The following is a 14114-nucleotide window of genomic DNA, read 5'->3' on the forward strand; positions in this document are numbered from 1 at the left end:
CTTTTGTCAATTTCAGGCTGTAAATATAACAAATATTGCTTAAAAACAACACTTTTCCACTAAAAATAGTCAAGCGTCTCAAAAATCAAACAGCGCAGCTTCTATTTGTTTGCATTTAGTAAGAATGCGAGATGCGTTTAGTAAGAACACCACAAGTAATTAGAAAGAACGCTCACGAGATAAATTAAAAGGGACGTTCCCTTTTGGAGCGTCCCCTTGTTATTATTAGCGTGTCACGACTTATTCTGTTGGCAGGTACCAATTGGTGTATTTCTTGCCCGACGACTTAGACCACTCTATGAAGTTGGGGAAGAAGACGTCGATGGCCTTGCTCTCGTTGTTACGATCAAGAATCGTTGACTTAAAGGCATCGATGCCCACACCTGAGAGACGGAAAGCAAATGGATAGTCGCCACTACGAACGTAGTACTTCTTGTTGTCAGGATCAGACTTGTCATTTTTCGTACCGAAGTATGACATGTCCATCTTGCTTGTTGGAGCCTCCATTGGGATGTGAACCTCCCAACGCTTGCCACCATCCTCGTTTCGATAGAGGAAAGGCTTAACCTTTGCAGCATTAGAAGTCTGAATGCCACCCTCGTAGGTCAGCTCCAAGATATAGGTTGTGTGGAGCTCGCCCTTGATATCTTCTGTCAACAGATAGACATTGCCGTCCTTTACGAAATTAGCTTCAACGGCTTCTGTCTTTCCAGGAAGAATCTTCTTCATCTCAATTGTGGGAGCATTGCTCTTGTTGTATTCTAATGTAAGAGCCAGTCCGCTTTTTATCGTCACATAGTTCTGGTCGGTGGTAAGCTTGAAAATCTGCTTGGTCATGAATACATTGTTCTTATAGTTGAACATGGTCAGCACGCGGTCTTCCTCCACTTCGACAAGAGCATCGTTCATATCGTAGTCGCCAGCTGAAGGCCAAAGGTCTTCAAAAGCATAGACATCACTGGTAGAAGTGGTTCTCGATGTAGGCACAGGCAACTGTTGGAACATGCCAACTGGCTTGAGAGCAAGGATGACGTCGCCGAAGTCCTCATCGTTGGCAGCATCCTCGAATGCTATGATGGAATATTGCTGGCCGTCCTTCTCATAGGCGAACTTAGCTGTGTGTGACTTGCCTTCGGGGTTGGGAAGCTTGACGCTACCATCATCCCACTTATTCTGCTCCTTGTTCTCAGGGCAATAAGAGAGGCCTTCAGTAGAAGCAGCCCAGCAGTTGTACTGGCGTGGAAGAGTACCAGGTGATGCGCCTCTGTAAGCATTGTGATACTTTATACCGTCGTGAGGAATCTGCATGCCCCATCCGTTAGACTTCAGCAGGAAGCCAATCTTTGTTCCTGCAGGGAAGAAAGGTGTAGCACCTTCCTCACTACCCTCTGCTATATTGGGATAGTAGATGAGCTGTACGGCTTCACCACGGTTGAGGGCGATGTTGCCATTATAGTTGCGGCTATAACCAGAGTTAATCATCTGTGAGTTTCCATCCTGTGTGTTGGGGAACAGCATTACCACGTGAATGTCCTTAAGGTTTGTTGGAGCTTCACCTTGATAGAAATAATAGCCAAGAGTGTTGTTCCAGCAGGTGTTAGAACCAACCAAGGTCACTGACACAGCAGCCTGCTGCTTCAGGGTGAGGTCGGCACTCTGGCGGAATTCTTCAGGACATGTCTGCTTTCTTACTACAGCAGCAGCAATGCTCTGACGAATGCCGAGCATCTCTTCCTCAGTAAACGTAAGGGCGCTGTATCCTTCATCACTCTCTTTTACTATGTATTCAGGGCGGCCTGTTCTGGAATCCCACTTGCCAAGCCAGGTTTTCCAGTCGTTATAGATCTGCTTGCCCTCAATCTTGTTGCCAGTCTGATAATCGACCTCATAAGAGAGCTGGTAGAGGCTGGTCAGGTTATTAGTGAGTTCTGAAGCACGGCGAGCTGCACTACGGCGGGCTGCATTAACCATGTTGCTGCTGGCAACGACAGAAACCGAATTGTCAGACACCTGAGCATTCATCAGCTGTTCGTCAACAAAAAAGTTGCCAGTGTAAACATACAGGTCGGTGGCATAGCTGGGCAGTTCTATAGACTGCGAGAACTTACCATTGGCATCAGTGAAGTTAGAATAGATGGGCTTTACACCTGGCTTAAGAGTATCACCGTTGAGAGGATTCTGGCTATAGACGCTGAAGAACACTGGCGTACCAGGTGCACAGGCTGAATAGTCAACTGAGAGATTTACATCGGCTGTAGTTGAGAAATCGAAACTGTTGGCGGCTTCCTCCTCAGGAGCAGAGTTCTTGGGACCCTTGTACTCAATGTCATCAGACACACAACCAGTCAAAAATAAGGCTAAAGTTGATAGGAATACTAATTTTTTCATTAAAATAACGTTATTTAAAAACAATACTTTCATTTTCTGGCTGCAAAAGTAATACTTTTTTTTGAAACGAGCGTCATTTACACCTCATTATTTTTATAAAAAAGAAACAATGTTCGAAAAGGCGGTAATATAAAGAATCCTTAAAGGTGATGGCTACCCAATAAGAATAAGGGCTATTTTTGCCAAAACCTATTGATTTTAGTCAATAAAAGAGGTTGTTTGCGCACACAACACATCAAAAAGTATTGTCGGAATAAAAAAAACGTCTTATCTTTGCACCGTCAAAAGGAACAAAACCTCGCGACAAGGATAACACAACACAAAAAATTATTAAGGTAAGAGTCAAGCCTCAGAAATGTTCCTCGGAACAAAAATAAAAAGGATAACAAAAAGATTAAAAAAGGATAACACAAAAGGATAACACAACCGAGGCTGACTCCGAGTAAAGAAAAGAAAGGGTAAAAAGATGAAAAAGATGATTTTAACAGTAGTTGCAGTGATGAGTCTGAGTATGAGCGCTTTCGCTGAGAACGATAACGCAGAGAACACACTCAATGTAGAAAACTACGACATGAACATCAACATGCGCAAGCTCGCTGTTGCACTTGACATGACATTCGACCAGATGGAGAGCGTTGAGGATGTACACAACATGTTCTGCAAAGAGATGATGCTTGCAGCTCACGCTTCAAAGGATGACCGCGAGAAGATGGTTGATATGGCAGTGAAGAAGGATCTGCGCTACATGCACTACATTCTCGATGAGAAGCAGTACCACAAGTACTTGTTGCTGCTGAACACAACACTCCGCAACCGCGGTCTGAAGTAAACTCAGAAATGGTTTAAATGTGAAATATAGAATTATTGCCTTTAGTAGAGAGAGAGTTTTTCGAAACTCTCTCTCTATTTTTTTAGAGGTGAGAGGTGAGATAAAAATTTGAGGGCTGCACATCGCAGCCCTCAACCAACACAAAAACTAAACTAGACTTAACTAAAGCTTATCAGGATTTTTCGCAAAATCCTTAATAGACCACAAAGGTAGTTATTTTTTGCGAAACCCACAAGCAATTATCTAATCTTTTTTCAATATTCATCCATTTTTCACAATTTTTACAGTTCTATTGAGTAAAAAATTGTCTAAAATGACCATTGCTGCCATTGCTTCAACTATGGGCACAGCACGCGGAAGAACACACGGATCATGGCGCCCTTTGGCCTCAAACGATAGTGGCTGGCAGTTTATATCGACAGTCTGCTGTGTTCTCAACAACGTTGCTACAGGCTTGAATGCAACGCGGAAATAGATGTCTTGTCCGTTGGAGATGCCGCCCTGGATACCCCCACTGTGATTGGTGAGCGTGGTGGGGTTAGATGTATCGCCATCAGGGGAAGGAACGAACACATCGTTTTGCTCAGACCCTCGCTGACACACGCCTGCAAAGCCCTCGCCATATTCGAAGCCCTTTGCCGCATTGATGCTCAGCATGGCTGCACCAAGCTGTGCGTGGAGCTTGTCGAACTCAGGTTCGCCCAAACCGGCAGGACAGCCTTTGACAACACAGGTGTGATGCCACCGATGGTGTCGCCACAGGCTTTCACCTCCTTGATGAGCTCTTCCATGCGCTGTGCTGTTGCTCCATCAGGACACCTCACGGCATTGCTGTCCACGAGACTGAAGTCGAGCTGACGGTAGTCCTTGTCAACAGCGATGTTACCCACCTGCGACGTGTATGCCTGAACGCTGATGCCCAGCTCTTTAAGAGCAAGCTTGGCCAGAGCGCCTGCCACACAGCGACTGATGGTTATGCGGGCAGAGCTGCGCCCCCCTCCCCTATGATCGCGCGCACCATATTTATTATAATAGGTGTAGTCGGCATGCGACGGACGGAAGAGGTCTTTCATGTTGTCATAGTCGGACGAGTGCTGATTGGAGTTTCTTACAAGAAATCCTATGGGTGCTCCAGTGCTCTTGCCTTCAAAAACGCCGCTGAGGAGCTCCACCTCGTCTTGCTCGGCACGTGCCGTGGTCAAGGCGCTCTGTCCTGGACGACGACGGTTCAGCTCATGCTGAATGAAGTCTGTGTCAATGGTTATGCCGGCAGGCATTCCATCGACTACACCACCTACAGCAGCCCCGTGGCTCTCGCCAAACGTGGTGACAGTGAACAGCTTTCCAAACGTATTTCTCATTGGGGGGAAAATAGATTAATGATGGCAATGAACACAGCCACAACCATCGTCGTGATGATGATGACCGCAATCGCCGTCGTGATGATGATGACCACCGCAGTCGCCGTCGCAGTCGTCGCAACCACAGCCGCAGCCCTCGCCGCTCATGTGGTTTATCATGTGCTGAATCTCCTCATTGGTTGCCTCACGGTTCTCAAGCACAGAGCCCTTGAAGAGAAGGGTGCTGCCTGCCAAGGGGTGGTTGGTGTCAACGGTAACGCCGTCTTCCTCAACCTTGATGACGCGAGCCATAAAGCGCTTACCTTCGCTGTCCATCAGGGTGATGACAGCGCCCTCGAAGATGTTCTCGTGGTCAAAATGTCCGTTTATAGAGAAGATGTCGCGGCTCACCTTGTGCTTGCCTTCCTCCTCATATTCGCCAAAAGCGTCGGCTGGCTGGAGTGTCAGCTCGAAGTCAGAACCTGCCTCAAGACCAACGATTGCCTCCTCGAACTTATCGATAGACATGCCGAAGCCACTGATTATCTGGAATGGATTGCCTTCCTTTGTTTCCTCTACCAACTGCTTAGAACCATCAGCCTCAAGTGTATAGAGCTGATAGTTTACTGAAATGAATTTGTTTGTCTTATTATCCATGCTTTTTACTGTATGATTTCTATAATGGCTGCAAAGTTAGTGTTTTTTTTCGTTTTTCCTTTCATGTTGTGCCAAAATATCATAGTATTTTACTATTTTTGCAAACGGATTATGCTCGACGAGCATTACAAGAGGAACAATAACCACACATTATTATAAAAATAGGACGATGGAACAACGTCAATGGAAAGAGATACGCAAGTTCGAAGAGATTCGCTTCGAAGAGTTTGAAGGCATTGCCAAGATAACCATAGACAGGGCACGCTACAGAAACGCGTTTACGCCGAAGACCACGCTGGAGCTGAGTCAGGCTTTCGCCATGTGTCGCGAGATGCAGCAGATAAGAGTGGTGCTGCTGACAGGCGCCATGAGCGAGGTGCCAGAAGGCAAGAGGCTGGAGGATGTGAAGCACGCCTTCTGCTCAGGAGGCGACATGCACGTGAAGGGACGTGGCGGATATGTGGATGACGAAGGTGTGCCACGACTGAGCGTACTTGACGTGCAGATGCAGATACGCCGTCTGCCAAAGCCCGTAATAGCAATGGTCAACGGATATGCCATAGGCGGAGGACACGTGCTACACCTCGTGTGCGACCTCACCATAGCCTCGGAGAATGCCATCTTCGGACAAACGGGCCCAAAAGTGGGCTCGTTCGACGCAGGATTCGGATCAAGCTATCTGGCACGCATCGTGGGACAGAAGAAGGCGCGCGAAATATGGTTCATGTGCCGTCAATATACGGCTAAGGAAGCAGAAGAGATGGGAATGGTGAACAAGGTGGTGCCATTGTCGCAGCTCGAGGACGAATGCGTAAGCTGGGCAAAGGAGATGATGGAACGCTCGCCGATAGCGCTGCGCATGATAAAGGCTGGCCTCAACGCTGAGCTAGACGGACAGGCAGGCATACAGCAGCTGGCTGGCGACTGCACCATGCTATACTATTTCCTGGACGAGGCACAGGAGGGAGGAAAGGCTTTTCTGGAGAAGAGAAAGCCAAACTTCGACCAGTATCCAAAGATTCCGTGATTTTTTAATATTAATCTCTGTTAATCTGAGGTCACAATCGCAAAATATTATTATCTTTGCAAACAATACTAACAACTTACATCAATATGAAGCAAACAATCCTTGTTACTGGCGGTACCGGATTCATCGGTAGCCACACCACCGTAGAGCTGCAGGAAGCAGGCTACGAGGTAGTAATCATTGACAACCTTTCAAACTCTAACGCCAACGTCGTTGACGGCATCGAGAAGATAACAGGCATACGCCCGGCATTCGAAAAGGTAGACTGCTGCGACTTCGAGGCACTGGAGAACGTGTTCAAGAAGTATCCCAAGATTGAAGGCATCATCCACTTCGCTGCATCAAAGGCTGTGGGCGAGAGCGTGGAGAAACCCCTACTCTACTATCGCAACAACCTCACATCGCTCGTGAACCTGCTCGAGCTGATGCCAAAGTACAACGTGAAAGGCATCATCTTCTCAAGCAGCTGCACCGTCTATGGACAGCCATCGGAAGAGAACCTCCCCGTAACGGAGAACGCTCCAATACAGAAGGCAATGTCACCTTATGGAAACACAAAGCAGATAAACGAGGAAATAATTCACGACTACATACACAGCGGAGCGCCAATAAAGAGCGTAATACTGCGCTACTTCAACCCCATCGGTGCACACCCATCAGCACTCATCGGAGAGCTGCCTAACGGAGTGCCCATGAACCTCATACCATTCGTGACACAGACCGCCATCGGCATTCGCCAGCAGCTGAAGATATTCGGCAATGACTACGGAACGCCTGACGGCACCTGCATACGCGACTATATCTATGTGGTAGATCTGGCCAAAGCTCACGTGAAGGCTATGGAGCGCGTGCTCGACAAGCCAGAGACCGACCCAGTGGAGATATTCAACATTGGCACAGGCAAGGGACTCTCAACACTCGAGGTGGTACAGGGCTTCGAAAAGGCTACAGGAGTGAAGGTCAACTGGACCTACGCACCACGTCGCGAAGGCGATATAGAAAAGGTGTGGGGCAATGTTGACAAAGCCAATAAAGTGCTCGGATGGAAAGCAGAGACACCTACAGAGGAGGTGCTGAAATCTGCTTGGAAATGGCAGCAGAAACTGCGCGAAGACGGAATACAGTAAACCGCAGATTCTTAATATACATTATAAAAGCAAGCGTTTTCCTAAACTTTTTGGAAAACGCTTGTTTTTGTCAGAAAGAATGATTAACTTTGCAGTCGAAACGAGAACAACTCAAAGCACGAAGATGAAACTCATCATCATGACAAAAGCCACGTTCTTCGTGGAAGAAGACAAAATCATCACCTCACTTTTCGATGAGGGGATGGAAGCTCTGCATTTATACAAGCCAGGCTCTGAGCCAATATACTCAGAACGACTGCTCACATTACTCCCTGACGAATACTACAGCAAGATAGTTGTGCACGACCATTTCTACCTCAAGGAAGAATATGGTCTGAAAGGCATACACCTGAACAATGTGAAAGACAGCCTGCCAATAGGATTCAAGGGACAGGTGTCAATGACATGCCACTCAATAGAAGAGCTGCACGATGCAAAGAAAGCATCGAAATATGTGTTCCTCAAGACTATCTTCGACAGTCAGAGTAATCCAGAAGACAAACAGACACTCGACTACACACAGCTGAAAGAGGCCGCAAAGAAAGGACTCATAGACAAGCACGTCTATGCAATGGGCGGCATAAACATTGACAACATCAGACTGTGCAGGGAACTGGGCTTTGGAGGAGTGGTCATCTGCGGTGACCTGTGGAACAAGTTCAACATACACCACGAAGCCGACTACAAAGACTTAATCCAACATTTCCAGAGACTGCGGAAAGCAGTTTCCTAAAAATATCAATCTAAAACAAAAATGAGTACTGAAAACTCTTACATGGTCTTCTCGGGCACTGCTACGAGGTATCTGGCAGAGAAAATCTGCCAAAGTTTGGGATGCCCTCTCGGCAAAATCGTTACCACGAAATTCTCAGACGGAGAATTTGCCGTGAGCTACGAAGAATCTATTCGCGGACGCGATATTTTCCTCGTACAGAGCACATTCCCAAATTCTGACAATCTGATGGAACTGCTGCTCATGATAGACGCAGCAAAGCGAGCTTCGGCACGCACCATCAACGCAGTAATACCTTATTTCGGATGGGCACGTCAGGACCGTAAGGACAAACCACGTGTATCAATAGGCGCAAAGCTCGTTGCCGACCTGCTCAGCGTAGCCGGAGTAAACCGAGTGATAACAATGGACCTGCACGCAGACCAGATACAGGGATTCTTCAACGTGCCTGTGGACCATCTCTACGCATCAGGAGTAATACTCCCCTACCTGCAGAGCCTGAAGCTCGACGAACTAGTTATCGCATCGCCAGACGTAGGCGGTTCAAAGCGTGCCAACACCTATGCAAAATATCTGGGCTGCCCACTCGTGCTCTGCAACAAGACACGTGCTCGCGCAAACGTAGTGGCATCGATGCAGATCATTGGCGACGTGGTGGGAAAGAATGTTGTCATCATTGACGATATGGTTGACACAGCAGGAACAATAACCAAGGCTGCCGACCTGATGATGGAAGCAGGTGCAAAGAGTGTGCGTGCATGTGCATCACACTGTGTGATGAGCGGACCTGCAAGCGACCGCGTACAGGAATCGGCTCTCGAAGAGATTGTCTTCACAGACTCTATACCCTACACTCAGCGCTGCGCAAAGGTGAAGCAGATTTCAGTGGCTGAAATGTTCGCAGAAACTATTCGCCGAGTAGTGGAGAACGAGAGTATCAGCGACCAGTACATCGTTTAACATCAATAAAGAAAAACGTATGAAAAAGAGCAAGTTCTTTTTACTGTCTCTTGCTGCACTCGCTTTTACCGCTTGTCAGAAGAACAGCTACAAGATAGACGGAATTGTTGAAGGCCTAATCAATGGCGACACCATCTATCTGACAAAAGACATGTCGACAGGTATACCATCGGACACAATCATTGTGAAGGACGGCAAGTTCGAAATCAGTGGAGTGGCCGACTCAGTAGAAATAGGAATAGTATATGTGAAGAATGCACCAATGTGCAACGCATTCGTATTCCTCGAGCCAGGAACCATCAGTATGTCGCTTAACACAAACGACATAATGAAGAATACCGTAGGAGGAACGAAGTGTAACGACGGACTTCAGGAGCTGAACTCGATGACGGTTGACCTGCAGAAACAGTTGGACGCACTGACAACAACTGCCTATGACGCGACTGCTACTGAAGAGTCGAAAGCAAAGGCTTTGGCAGAGATAGACGCTCTGACAAACCAAGCAAGACAGAAACAATTCGAGATTGCGCTGAAAAACATTGACAATGAGCTGGGCTTCTTCCTCGCTCAGGGTATATGCTTCATGCCAGAGACTGACGTAGAAAAGAGCAAAGAACTTCTCGACGCAATGCCAAAGGCATTCAGCGAGCGTGAGGCCGCAAAGGAAATGAGGGAGCACGTAGAGCTACTCAGCGCTGTCAACACAGGCAAGAAGATTAAAGACTTCACCTTCCCCACCCCAGACGGAACGGAAATGAACGTCATGAGCGAGGTGGAGAAAAACGAGCTGACCATCATTGACTTCTGGGCTTCATGGTGTGGACCATGCCGTCAGGAGATGCCAACAATGGTGGTACTCTTCAACGAATACCAAGAGAAGGGTCTCGGCATAGTGGGTGTTTCGCTTGACGAAGACAAGGAAGCATGGACCAACGCCATCAAAGAGCTGGGTCTGAAGTGGCCCCAGATGAGCGACCTGAAAGGATGGAAGTCTGCTGCTGCAGAACAGTTCATGGTGAACAGCATTCCATTCATGCTCGTTGTTGACAAAAACGGAGTGATTCTCGCTAAGGGACTGAGAGGCGAAGAGCTGAAGTCATTTGTAAAGGAAAAGCTCAACAAAGAATAACGCCACGCGTAAAAAAAACAACTCAAAACAAAAACAAGATAAAACACTGATAATCAGGTTTTATCTTGTTTTTTATATATCTGTTGCTAATTACTTAACAACTTTATTATCAAGTGGGAACACTACTGTAGGCTTAAACGTCTTAGCCTCTTCAAAATCCATCGTAGCATAGGAAATAATGATGACGGTGTCGCCAACCTGTACCTTGCGTGCTGCAGCACCATTAAGACAAACGCAGCCAGAGCCACGCTCGCCCTTGATGATATAGGTCTCAAAACGCTCACCATTATTATTGTCAACAATCTGTACCTTCTCGCCCGCAATCATGTTTGCAGCATCAAGCAAATCCTCGTCAATGGTTATGCTGCCCATATAGTTAAGATTGGCCTCAGTAACCGTGACGCAATGCAACTTTGATTTGAGAACTTCAATAAACATAATTTCTAAACCTTCAACTACAATTGTTTAATCCTTATACTTGATATGGTCAATAAGACGAATAGGAGTCTTGCCGCAATAAACTGTGATACAGCCTACAATATAGGGAGAATCTTCCCACTCAGCAACATCCTGGAGAGTGTTACCGTCAACGATTGCAAAATATTCAACCTCAAGGCCATCGACAGCGTTGATTGAATCAACAACATACTTATGGGTATCTTTCAGCGAATGCTTCTTAGAATAGTCGATGCTGCTCTTCAGAACCTCATAGATACGAGGAGCAATAGCGCGCTCATCAGGAGCGAGAAGAGTGTTACGACTGGAACGTGCCAAGCCGTCGACATCACGAATGATGGGACACTCAACAATCTCTACTGGCAGATGAAGATGCTTAACCATTGCCTTTATGACTGCTATCTGCTGCCAGTCCTTCTCGCCAAAATAGGCACGCTCAGGACGAACAATATAGAACAGACGGCTTACCACCTGACAAACACCATTGAAATGGCCTGGACGATGAGCTCCTTCCATAACTGTTGACACAGGAGGATACTCAAACTGACGAGTATCGGGAGTGGGATACATCTCCTCGACTGATGGTGCAAGGACATAGTCTGCGCCACACTCGTCAAGAAGCTTGCAGTCTGCTTCAAGGGTGCGTGGGTAGTTTTTCAAATCGTTCTTATCATTGAACTGAGTGGGATTGACAAATACAGACACAACAGTAATATCATTATCCTTAACACTCTTGCGTACCAAAGAGGCATGTCCCTCATGAAGAGCACCCATCGTGGGCACTAAACCAATCTTCTTACCTGACTTGCGATCTTCAAACAAAGCATTTTGGAGATCTACAATTTTGTAAAAAACTTTCATTATAAAATATCGTTACATTCAACCTTATATCGCTAAGGCGGTGCAAAATAACAACATTTTTAGCAAATATGGAAAAAAAACGCTAAAAATAAGCCTATAAAATGTCACTTTTTCCTAAAATCACACATTTTATGATGATTTCAGAAGAATTTTTCGTACCTTTGCAGAGTACAAAAACCTATAAGATGGCTAAAAAGAAGATTCTTTTCATCAATCAAGAGATTGCTCCGTATGTACCAGACAGTGCAATGGCACACATGGGACAAGTACTACCACAGACCATGCAGGAAAAAGGTCATGAGATTCGAACCTTTATGCCTAAGTGGGGTAACATCAACGAACGCAGAGGACAGCTACACGAAGTGCAGCGACTCTCAGGAATGAACCTTATCATTGACGACACCGATCATCCATTGATTATCAAAGTTGCAAGCATTCCTTCAGCTCACATATCAATCTACTTCATTGACAACGATGACTATTTCATCAAGGGTCAGATGAGCACAGAAGAAATGATTGAAGGATATGAGGAAAATGGAGAAAGAGCCATATTCTTTGCAAGAGGAGTGCTTGAGACAGTGAAGAAGCTGCGCTGGGCACCAGACATTATCCACTGTCAGGGATGGATGAGCGCCATCGTGCCAATATACATCAAAACGGCATATCACGACGAACCTTCGTTTGCAAACACAAAGGTGGTAACATCACTCTTCGCAAAGTCACTCAAAAAGAATCTAGAACAGACTTTCAAGAACAGCGTAGAGTTTCGCGATGCAACAGCAGAAATACTGAAAGGCTACAAGGATGATTTCGATTTCGAAGAACTGAACAAGCTTGCTATCGACTATAGCGACGGCATCATTGCTGCTGAAGAAGGAATAAGCAAAGATTTGCTCAAGTATGCTGCAGACAAGAACATTCCCATACTGGACTATGTGGAGGACTATGCCGATGCCTACGAAGCATTCTATGAAAAGATTTGCCCAAGCGAAGAGTAATATGAAGAAACAAATAGTAACGATGGCTATAGCCGCAGCTGCGGCAATGGCCATCTCTTCATGTGATGAAGACACAAAGACATTAGGAAACTCGCTTACCAACGATGGTGACAAGCTGAGTATGACGACAAGCGTTTATAATGCATCATCACAGACCATTCTGGCAGACTCAGTACTTACAAGTTCCATAGTATCCTATCTGGGATGTGTGGAAGACCCACAGACGAAAAGCATTGTGAAGAGCGGATTCACCACTCAATTCAACATTCTTGATAACATATATATATCTGACGATAAATATTTCGACCACAGGGACAAGGATGATAACGGTTTAGTGGCTGACTCTTGCGACATTATACTCTATTCAGACACTCCATTCAAGAACTATGGAAAGCTTCTGGCAACGCAGTTAAGAATACGCGAGCTGAAAGAACCTGTTAGTCAGGACCGTTACTACTATTCGAACTACAGTCCAGAGAGTATCATAAGAACTGACGAAGGTGCAATCAACGTGGATCATGTGTTCACTTTCACGAACATGACTGACGGAGACAGCAAACGCTCAGGAACCAACTATCTCAACAACATACGTATTCCACTCAACCAACCCTACTCAAAGGACGGTGTAAAATACTACAGCAACTACGGCACATATATTCTTCGCGAACTGACACAGCGTCTGAAGAACAAGAGCACAAAAATGCTCAACTCATATGTATTTGCCAAGGAGGTTTGCCCAGGACTTAGCTTTGAGGTAACAGACGGACTCGGCTTCCACAGCGAGATAACAGATGTAGGTCTGCGCATATATTATCATCTGAACAGAGACTCATTATTCAATGCGACTCTGACACTTGCTGGAACGGAAGAGGTGATGCATACCACGACAATCACTAACAACAAAGAACGTCTAGCACAGTTGGCTGCCGATGCCAACAACAGCGACTATTCATATCTGAAGACGCCAGCAGGACTGTTCACAGAAGTGACGCTGCCTGTTGAAGAGATTTGGGCTGGACATGAGAAAGACTCACTTCTGGCTGCAAAGATGACTTTCCAGCGTCTGAATAACGATACTGTTGACAGTCGCTCACTTGGCACACCATCGACATTGCTAATGGTGATGAAGGACAGCCTATACACATTCTTTGAGAAGAAAAAGCTGCCAGACAGTCGCACATCATATCTCGTGAGCTACAATTCGTCTTACAACACTTACACATTCACCAATCTGTCTAACCTCATCACAACAATTCACAACAAAAAGGTTAATGGAACAGACGGTGACGCGAACTGGACGGCAAAGAACCCGAACTGGAACAAGGTGGTGTTAGTGCCAGTATATGCTGTGGTACCTTCAAACAGCAGCACACCAACACGTGTTATCAACGACATGTCACTCACAAGTACACGTCTGCTTGGTGGTAAGAGCTACCCCATCGAGGTGAACGTGGTATATGCAAGGTTCAAGAAGTAATGGCAGACGGATATTTGGAGAAACATCAGCAGGACTACGAAAAGCGCAAAGAGGACTATCTCAGAAGAAAGCGTCATCTGCCTGTCATAAAGAGAAAAATAGAACGCCCAGATGACGAGGCGTTCTAACATC

13 protein-coding genes and 1 pseudogene are annotated in these 14114 nt (G+C 46.2%); 9 read left to right on the forward strand and 5 right to left on the reverse strand.

Annotation, left to right across the window (positions count from 1 at the left end):
• Positions 1–240 precede the first annotated feature (240 nt).
• Complete coding sequence (locus M1L52_RS13430; protein WP_248615546.1) at positions 241–2388, reverse strand: LruC domain-containing protein; 2148 nt, start codon at positions 2386–2388, stop codon at positions 241–243.
• Between the two features lie 466 nt (positions 2389–2854).
• Between M1L52_RS13430 and M1L52_RS13435 the strand changes: the two genes are divergently transcribed.
• Entirely contained in the window at positions 2855–3217 is a 363-nt protein-coding gene (locus M1L52_RS13435; protein ID WP_248615547.1) for a hypothetical protein, read from the forward strand.
• Positions 3218–3478: 261 nt separating this feature from the next.
• On the opposite strand, the pseudogene aroC reads toward M1L52_RS13435, so the two are convergent.
• Positions 3479–4578: pseudogene (gene aroC, locus M1L52_RS13440) on the reverse strand (chorismate synthase).
• A gap of 15 nt (positions 4579–4593) precedes the next feature.
• Entirely contained in the window at positions 4594–5214 is a 621-nt protein-coding gene (locus M1L52_RS13445) for a peptidylprolyl isomerase (protein WP_248615548.1), read from the reverse strand.
• A gap of 169 nt (positions 5215–5383) precedes the next feature.
• Between M1L52_RS13445 and menB the strand changes: the two genes are divergently transcribed.
• From menB to M1L52_RS13470, 5 genes are all read left to right on the forward strand, one after another.
• Positions 5384–6241, forward strand: a complete 858-nt coding sequence (menB, locus tag M1L52_RS13450) for a 1,4-dihydroxy-2-naphthoyl-CoA synthase (protein WP_248615549.1) — start codon at positions 5384–5386, stop codon at positions 6239–6241.
• An 86-nt stretch (positions 6242–6327) separates the two neighbouring features.
• Positions 6328–7368: a UDP-glucose 4-epimerase GalE gene (gene galE / locus M1L52_RS13455; protein ID WP_248615550.1), complete on the forward strand. Its 1041-nt coding sequence runs from the start codon at positions 6328–6330 to the stop codon at positions 7366–7368.
• Positions 7369–7492: 124 nt separating this feature from the next.
• Positions 7493–8101, forward strand: coding sequence for a thiamine phosphate synthase (locus tag M1L52_RS13460; RefSeq protein WP_248615551.1), 609 nt, complete (start codon positions 7493–7495; stop codon positions 8099–8101).
• A 21-nt stretch (positions 8102–8122) separates the two neighbouring features.
• Positions 8123–9061: a ribose-phosphate pyrophosphokinase gene (locus tag M1L52_RS13465; protein WP_248615552.1), complete on the forward strand. Its 939-nt coding sequence runs from the start codon at positions 8123–8125 to the stop codon at positions 9059–9061.
• A 19-nt stretch (positions 9062–9080) separates the two neighbouring features.
• A complete protein-coding gene (locus M1L52_RS13470; RefSeq protein WP_248615553.1) occupies positions 9081–10190 on the forward strand; it encodes a TlpA disulfide reductase family protein in 1110 nt (369 codons plus the stop codon).
• Between the two features lie 90 nt (positions 10191–10280).
• Here M1L52_RS13470 and panD read toward each other — a convergent pair whose 3' ends face one another.
• Together panD and panC are read right to left on the reverse strand one after the other, a co-directional pair.
• A complete protein-coding gene (gene panD, locus M1L52_RS13475) occupies positions 10281–10628 on the reverse strand; it encodes an aspartate 1-decarboxylase (protein ID WP_248615554.1) in 348 nt (115 codons plus the stop codon).
• A gap of 27 nt (positions 10629–10655) precedes the next feature.
• On the reverse strand, positions 10656–11507 hold the full coding sequence (panC, locus tag M1L52_RS13480; protein WP_248615555.1) for a pantoate--beta-alanine ligase: 852 nt from the start codon (positions 11505–11507) through the stop codon (positions 10656–10658).
• Positions 11508–11692: 185 nt separating this feature from the next.
• On the opposite strand from panC, the gene M1L52_RS13485 reads away from it, so the two are divergent.
• Genes M1L52_RS13485 through M1L52_RS13495 form a run of 3 tightly spaced genes read left to right on the forward strand, consistent with a single transcriptional unit; the run spans position 11693 to position 14110 of the window.
• On the forward strand, positions 11693–12505 hold the full coding sequence (locus M1L52_RS13485) for a glycogen/starch synthase (protein ID WP_248615556.1): 813 nt from the start codon (positions 11693–11695) through the stop codon (positions 12503–12505).
• Between the two features lies 1 nt (position 12506).
• Positions 12507–13982, forward strand: coding sequence for a DUF4270 domain-containing protein (locus M1L52_RS13490; protein WP_248615557.1), 1476 nt, complete (start codon positions 12507–12509; stop codon positions 13980–13982).
• Complete coding sequence (locus M1L52_RS13495) at positions 13982–14110, forward strand: dehydrogenase (RefSeq protein WP_248615558.1); 129 nt, start codon at positions 13982–13984, stop codon at positions 14108–14110. The genes M1L52_RS13490 and M1L52_RS13495 overlap by 1 nt, the downstream gene beginning before the upstream one ends.
• Positions 14111–14114 lie beyond the last annotated feature (4 nt).

The sequence above is a fragment of the Prevotella sp. E13-27 genome, from assembly GCF_023217965.1.
Classification (GTDB): domain Bacteria; phylum Bacteroidota; class Bacteroidia; order Bacteroidales; family Bacteroidaceae; genus Prevotella.

Excerpts from the sequence above, each read along its gene's own strand:
- M1L52_RS13485 (WP_248615556.1), top strand. The coding sequence starts at position 11,693 with ATGGCTAAAAAGAAGATTCTTTTCATCAATCAAGAGATTGCTCCGTAT.
- M1L52_RS13470 (WP_248615553.1), top strand. The coding sequence starts at position 9,081 with ATGAAAAAGAGCAAGTTCTTTTTACTGTCTCTTGCTGCACTCGCTTTT.
- M1L52_RS13435 (WP_248615547.1), top strand. The coding sequence starts at position 2,855 with ATGAAAAAGATGATTTTAACAGTAGTTGCAGTGATGAGTCTGAGTATG.
- M1L52_RS13430 (WP_248615546.1), bottom strand. The coding sequence starts at position 2,388 with ATGAAAAAATTAGTATTCCTATCAACTTTAGCCTTATTTTTGACTGGT.
- panD (WP_248615554.1), bottom strand. The coding sequence starts at position 10,628 with ATGTTTATTGAAGTTCTCAAATCAAAGTTGCATTGCGTCACGGTTACT.
- M1L52_RS13460 (WP_248615551.1), top strand. The coding sequence starts at position 7,493 with ATGAAACTCATCATCATGACAAAAGCCACGTTCTTCGTGGAAGAAGAC.
- panC (WP_248615555.1), bottom strand. The coding sequence starts at position 11,507 with ATGAAAGTTTTTTACAAAATTGTAGATCTCCAAAATGCTTTGTTTGAA.
- M1L52_RS13445 (WP_248615548.1), bottom strand. The coding sequence starts at position 5,214 with ATGGATAATAAGACAAACAAATTCATTTCAGTAAACTATCAGCTCTAT.
- menB (WP_248615549.1), top strand. The coding sequence starts at position 5,384 with ATGGAACAACGTCAATGGAAAGAGATACGCAAGTTCGAAGAGATTCGC.
- M1L52_RS13490 (WP_248615557.1), top strand. The coding sequence starts at position 12,507 with ATGAAGAAACAAATAGTAACGATGGCTATAGCCGCAGCTGCGGCAATG.
- galE (WP_248615550.1), top strand. The coding sequence starts at position 6,328 with ATGAAGCAAACAATCCTTGTTACTGGCGGTACCGGATTCATCGGTAGC.
- M1L52_RS13465 (WP_248615552.1), top strand. The coding sequence starts at position 8,123 with ATGAGTACTGAAAACTCTTACATGGTCTTCTCGGGCACTGCTACGAGG.
- M1L52_RS13495 (WP_248615558.1), top strand. The coding sequence starts at position 13,982 with ATGGCAGACGGATATTTGGAGAAACATCAGCAGGACTACGAAAAGCGC.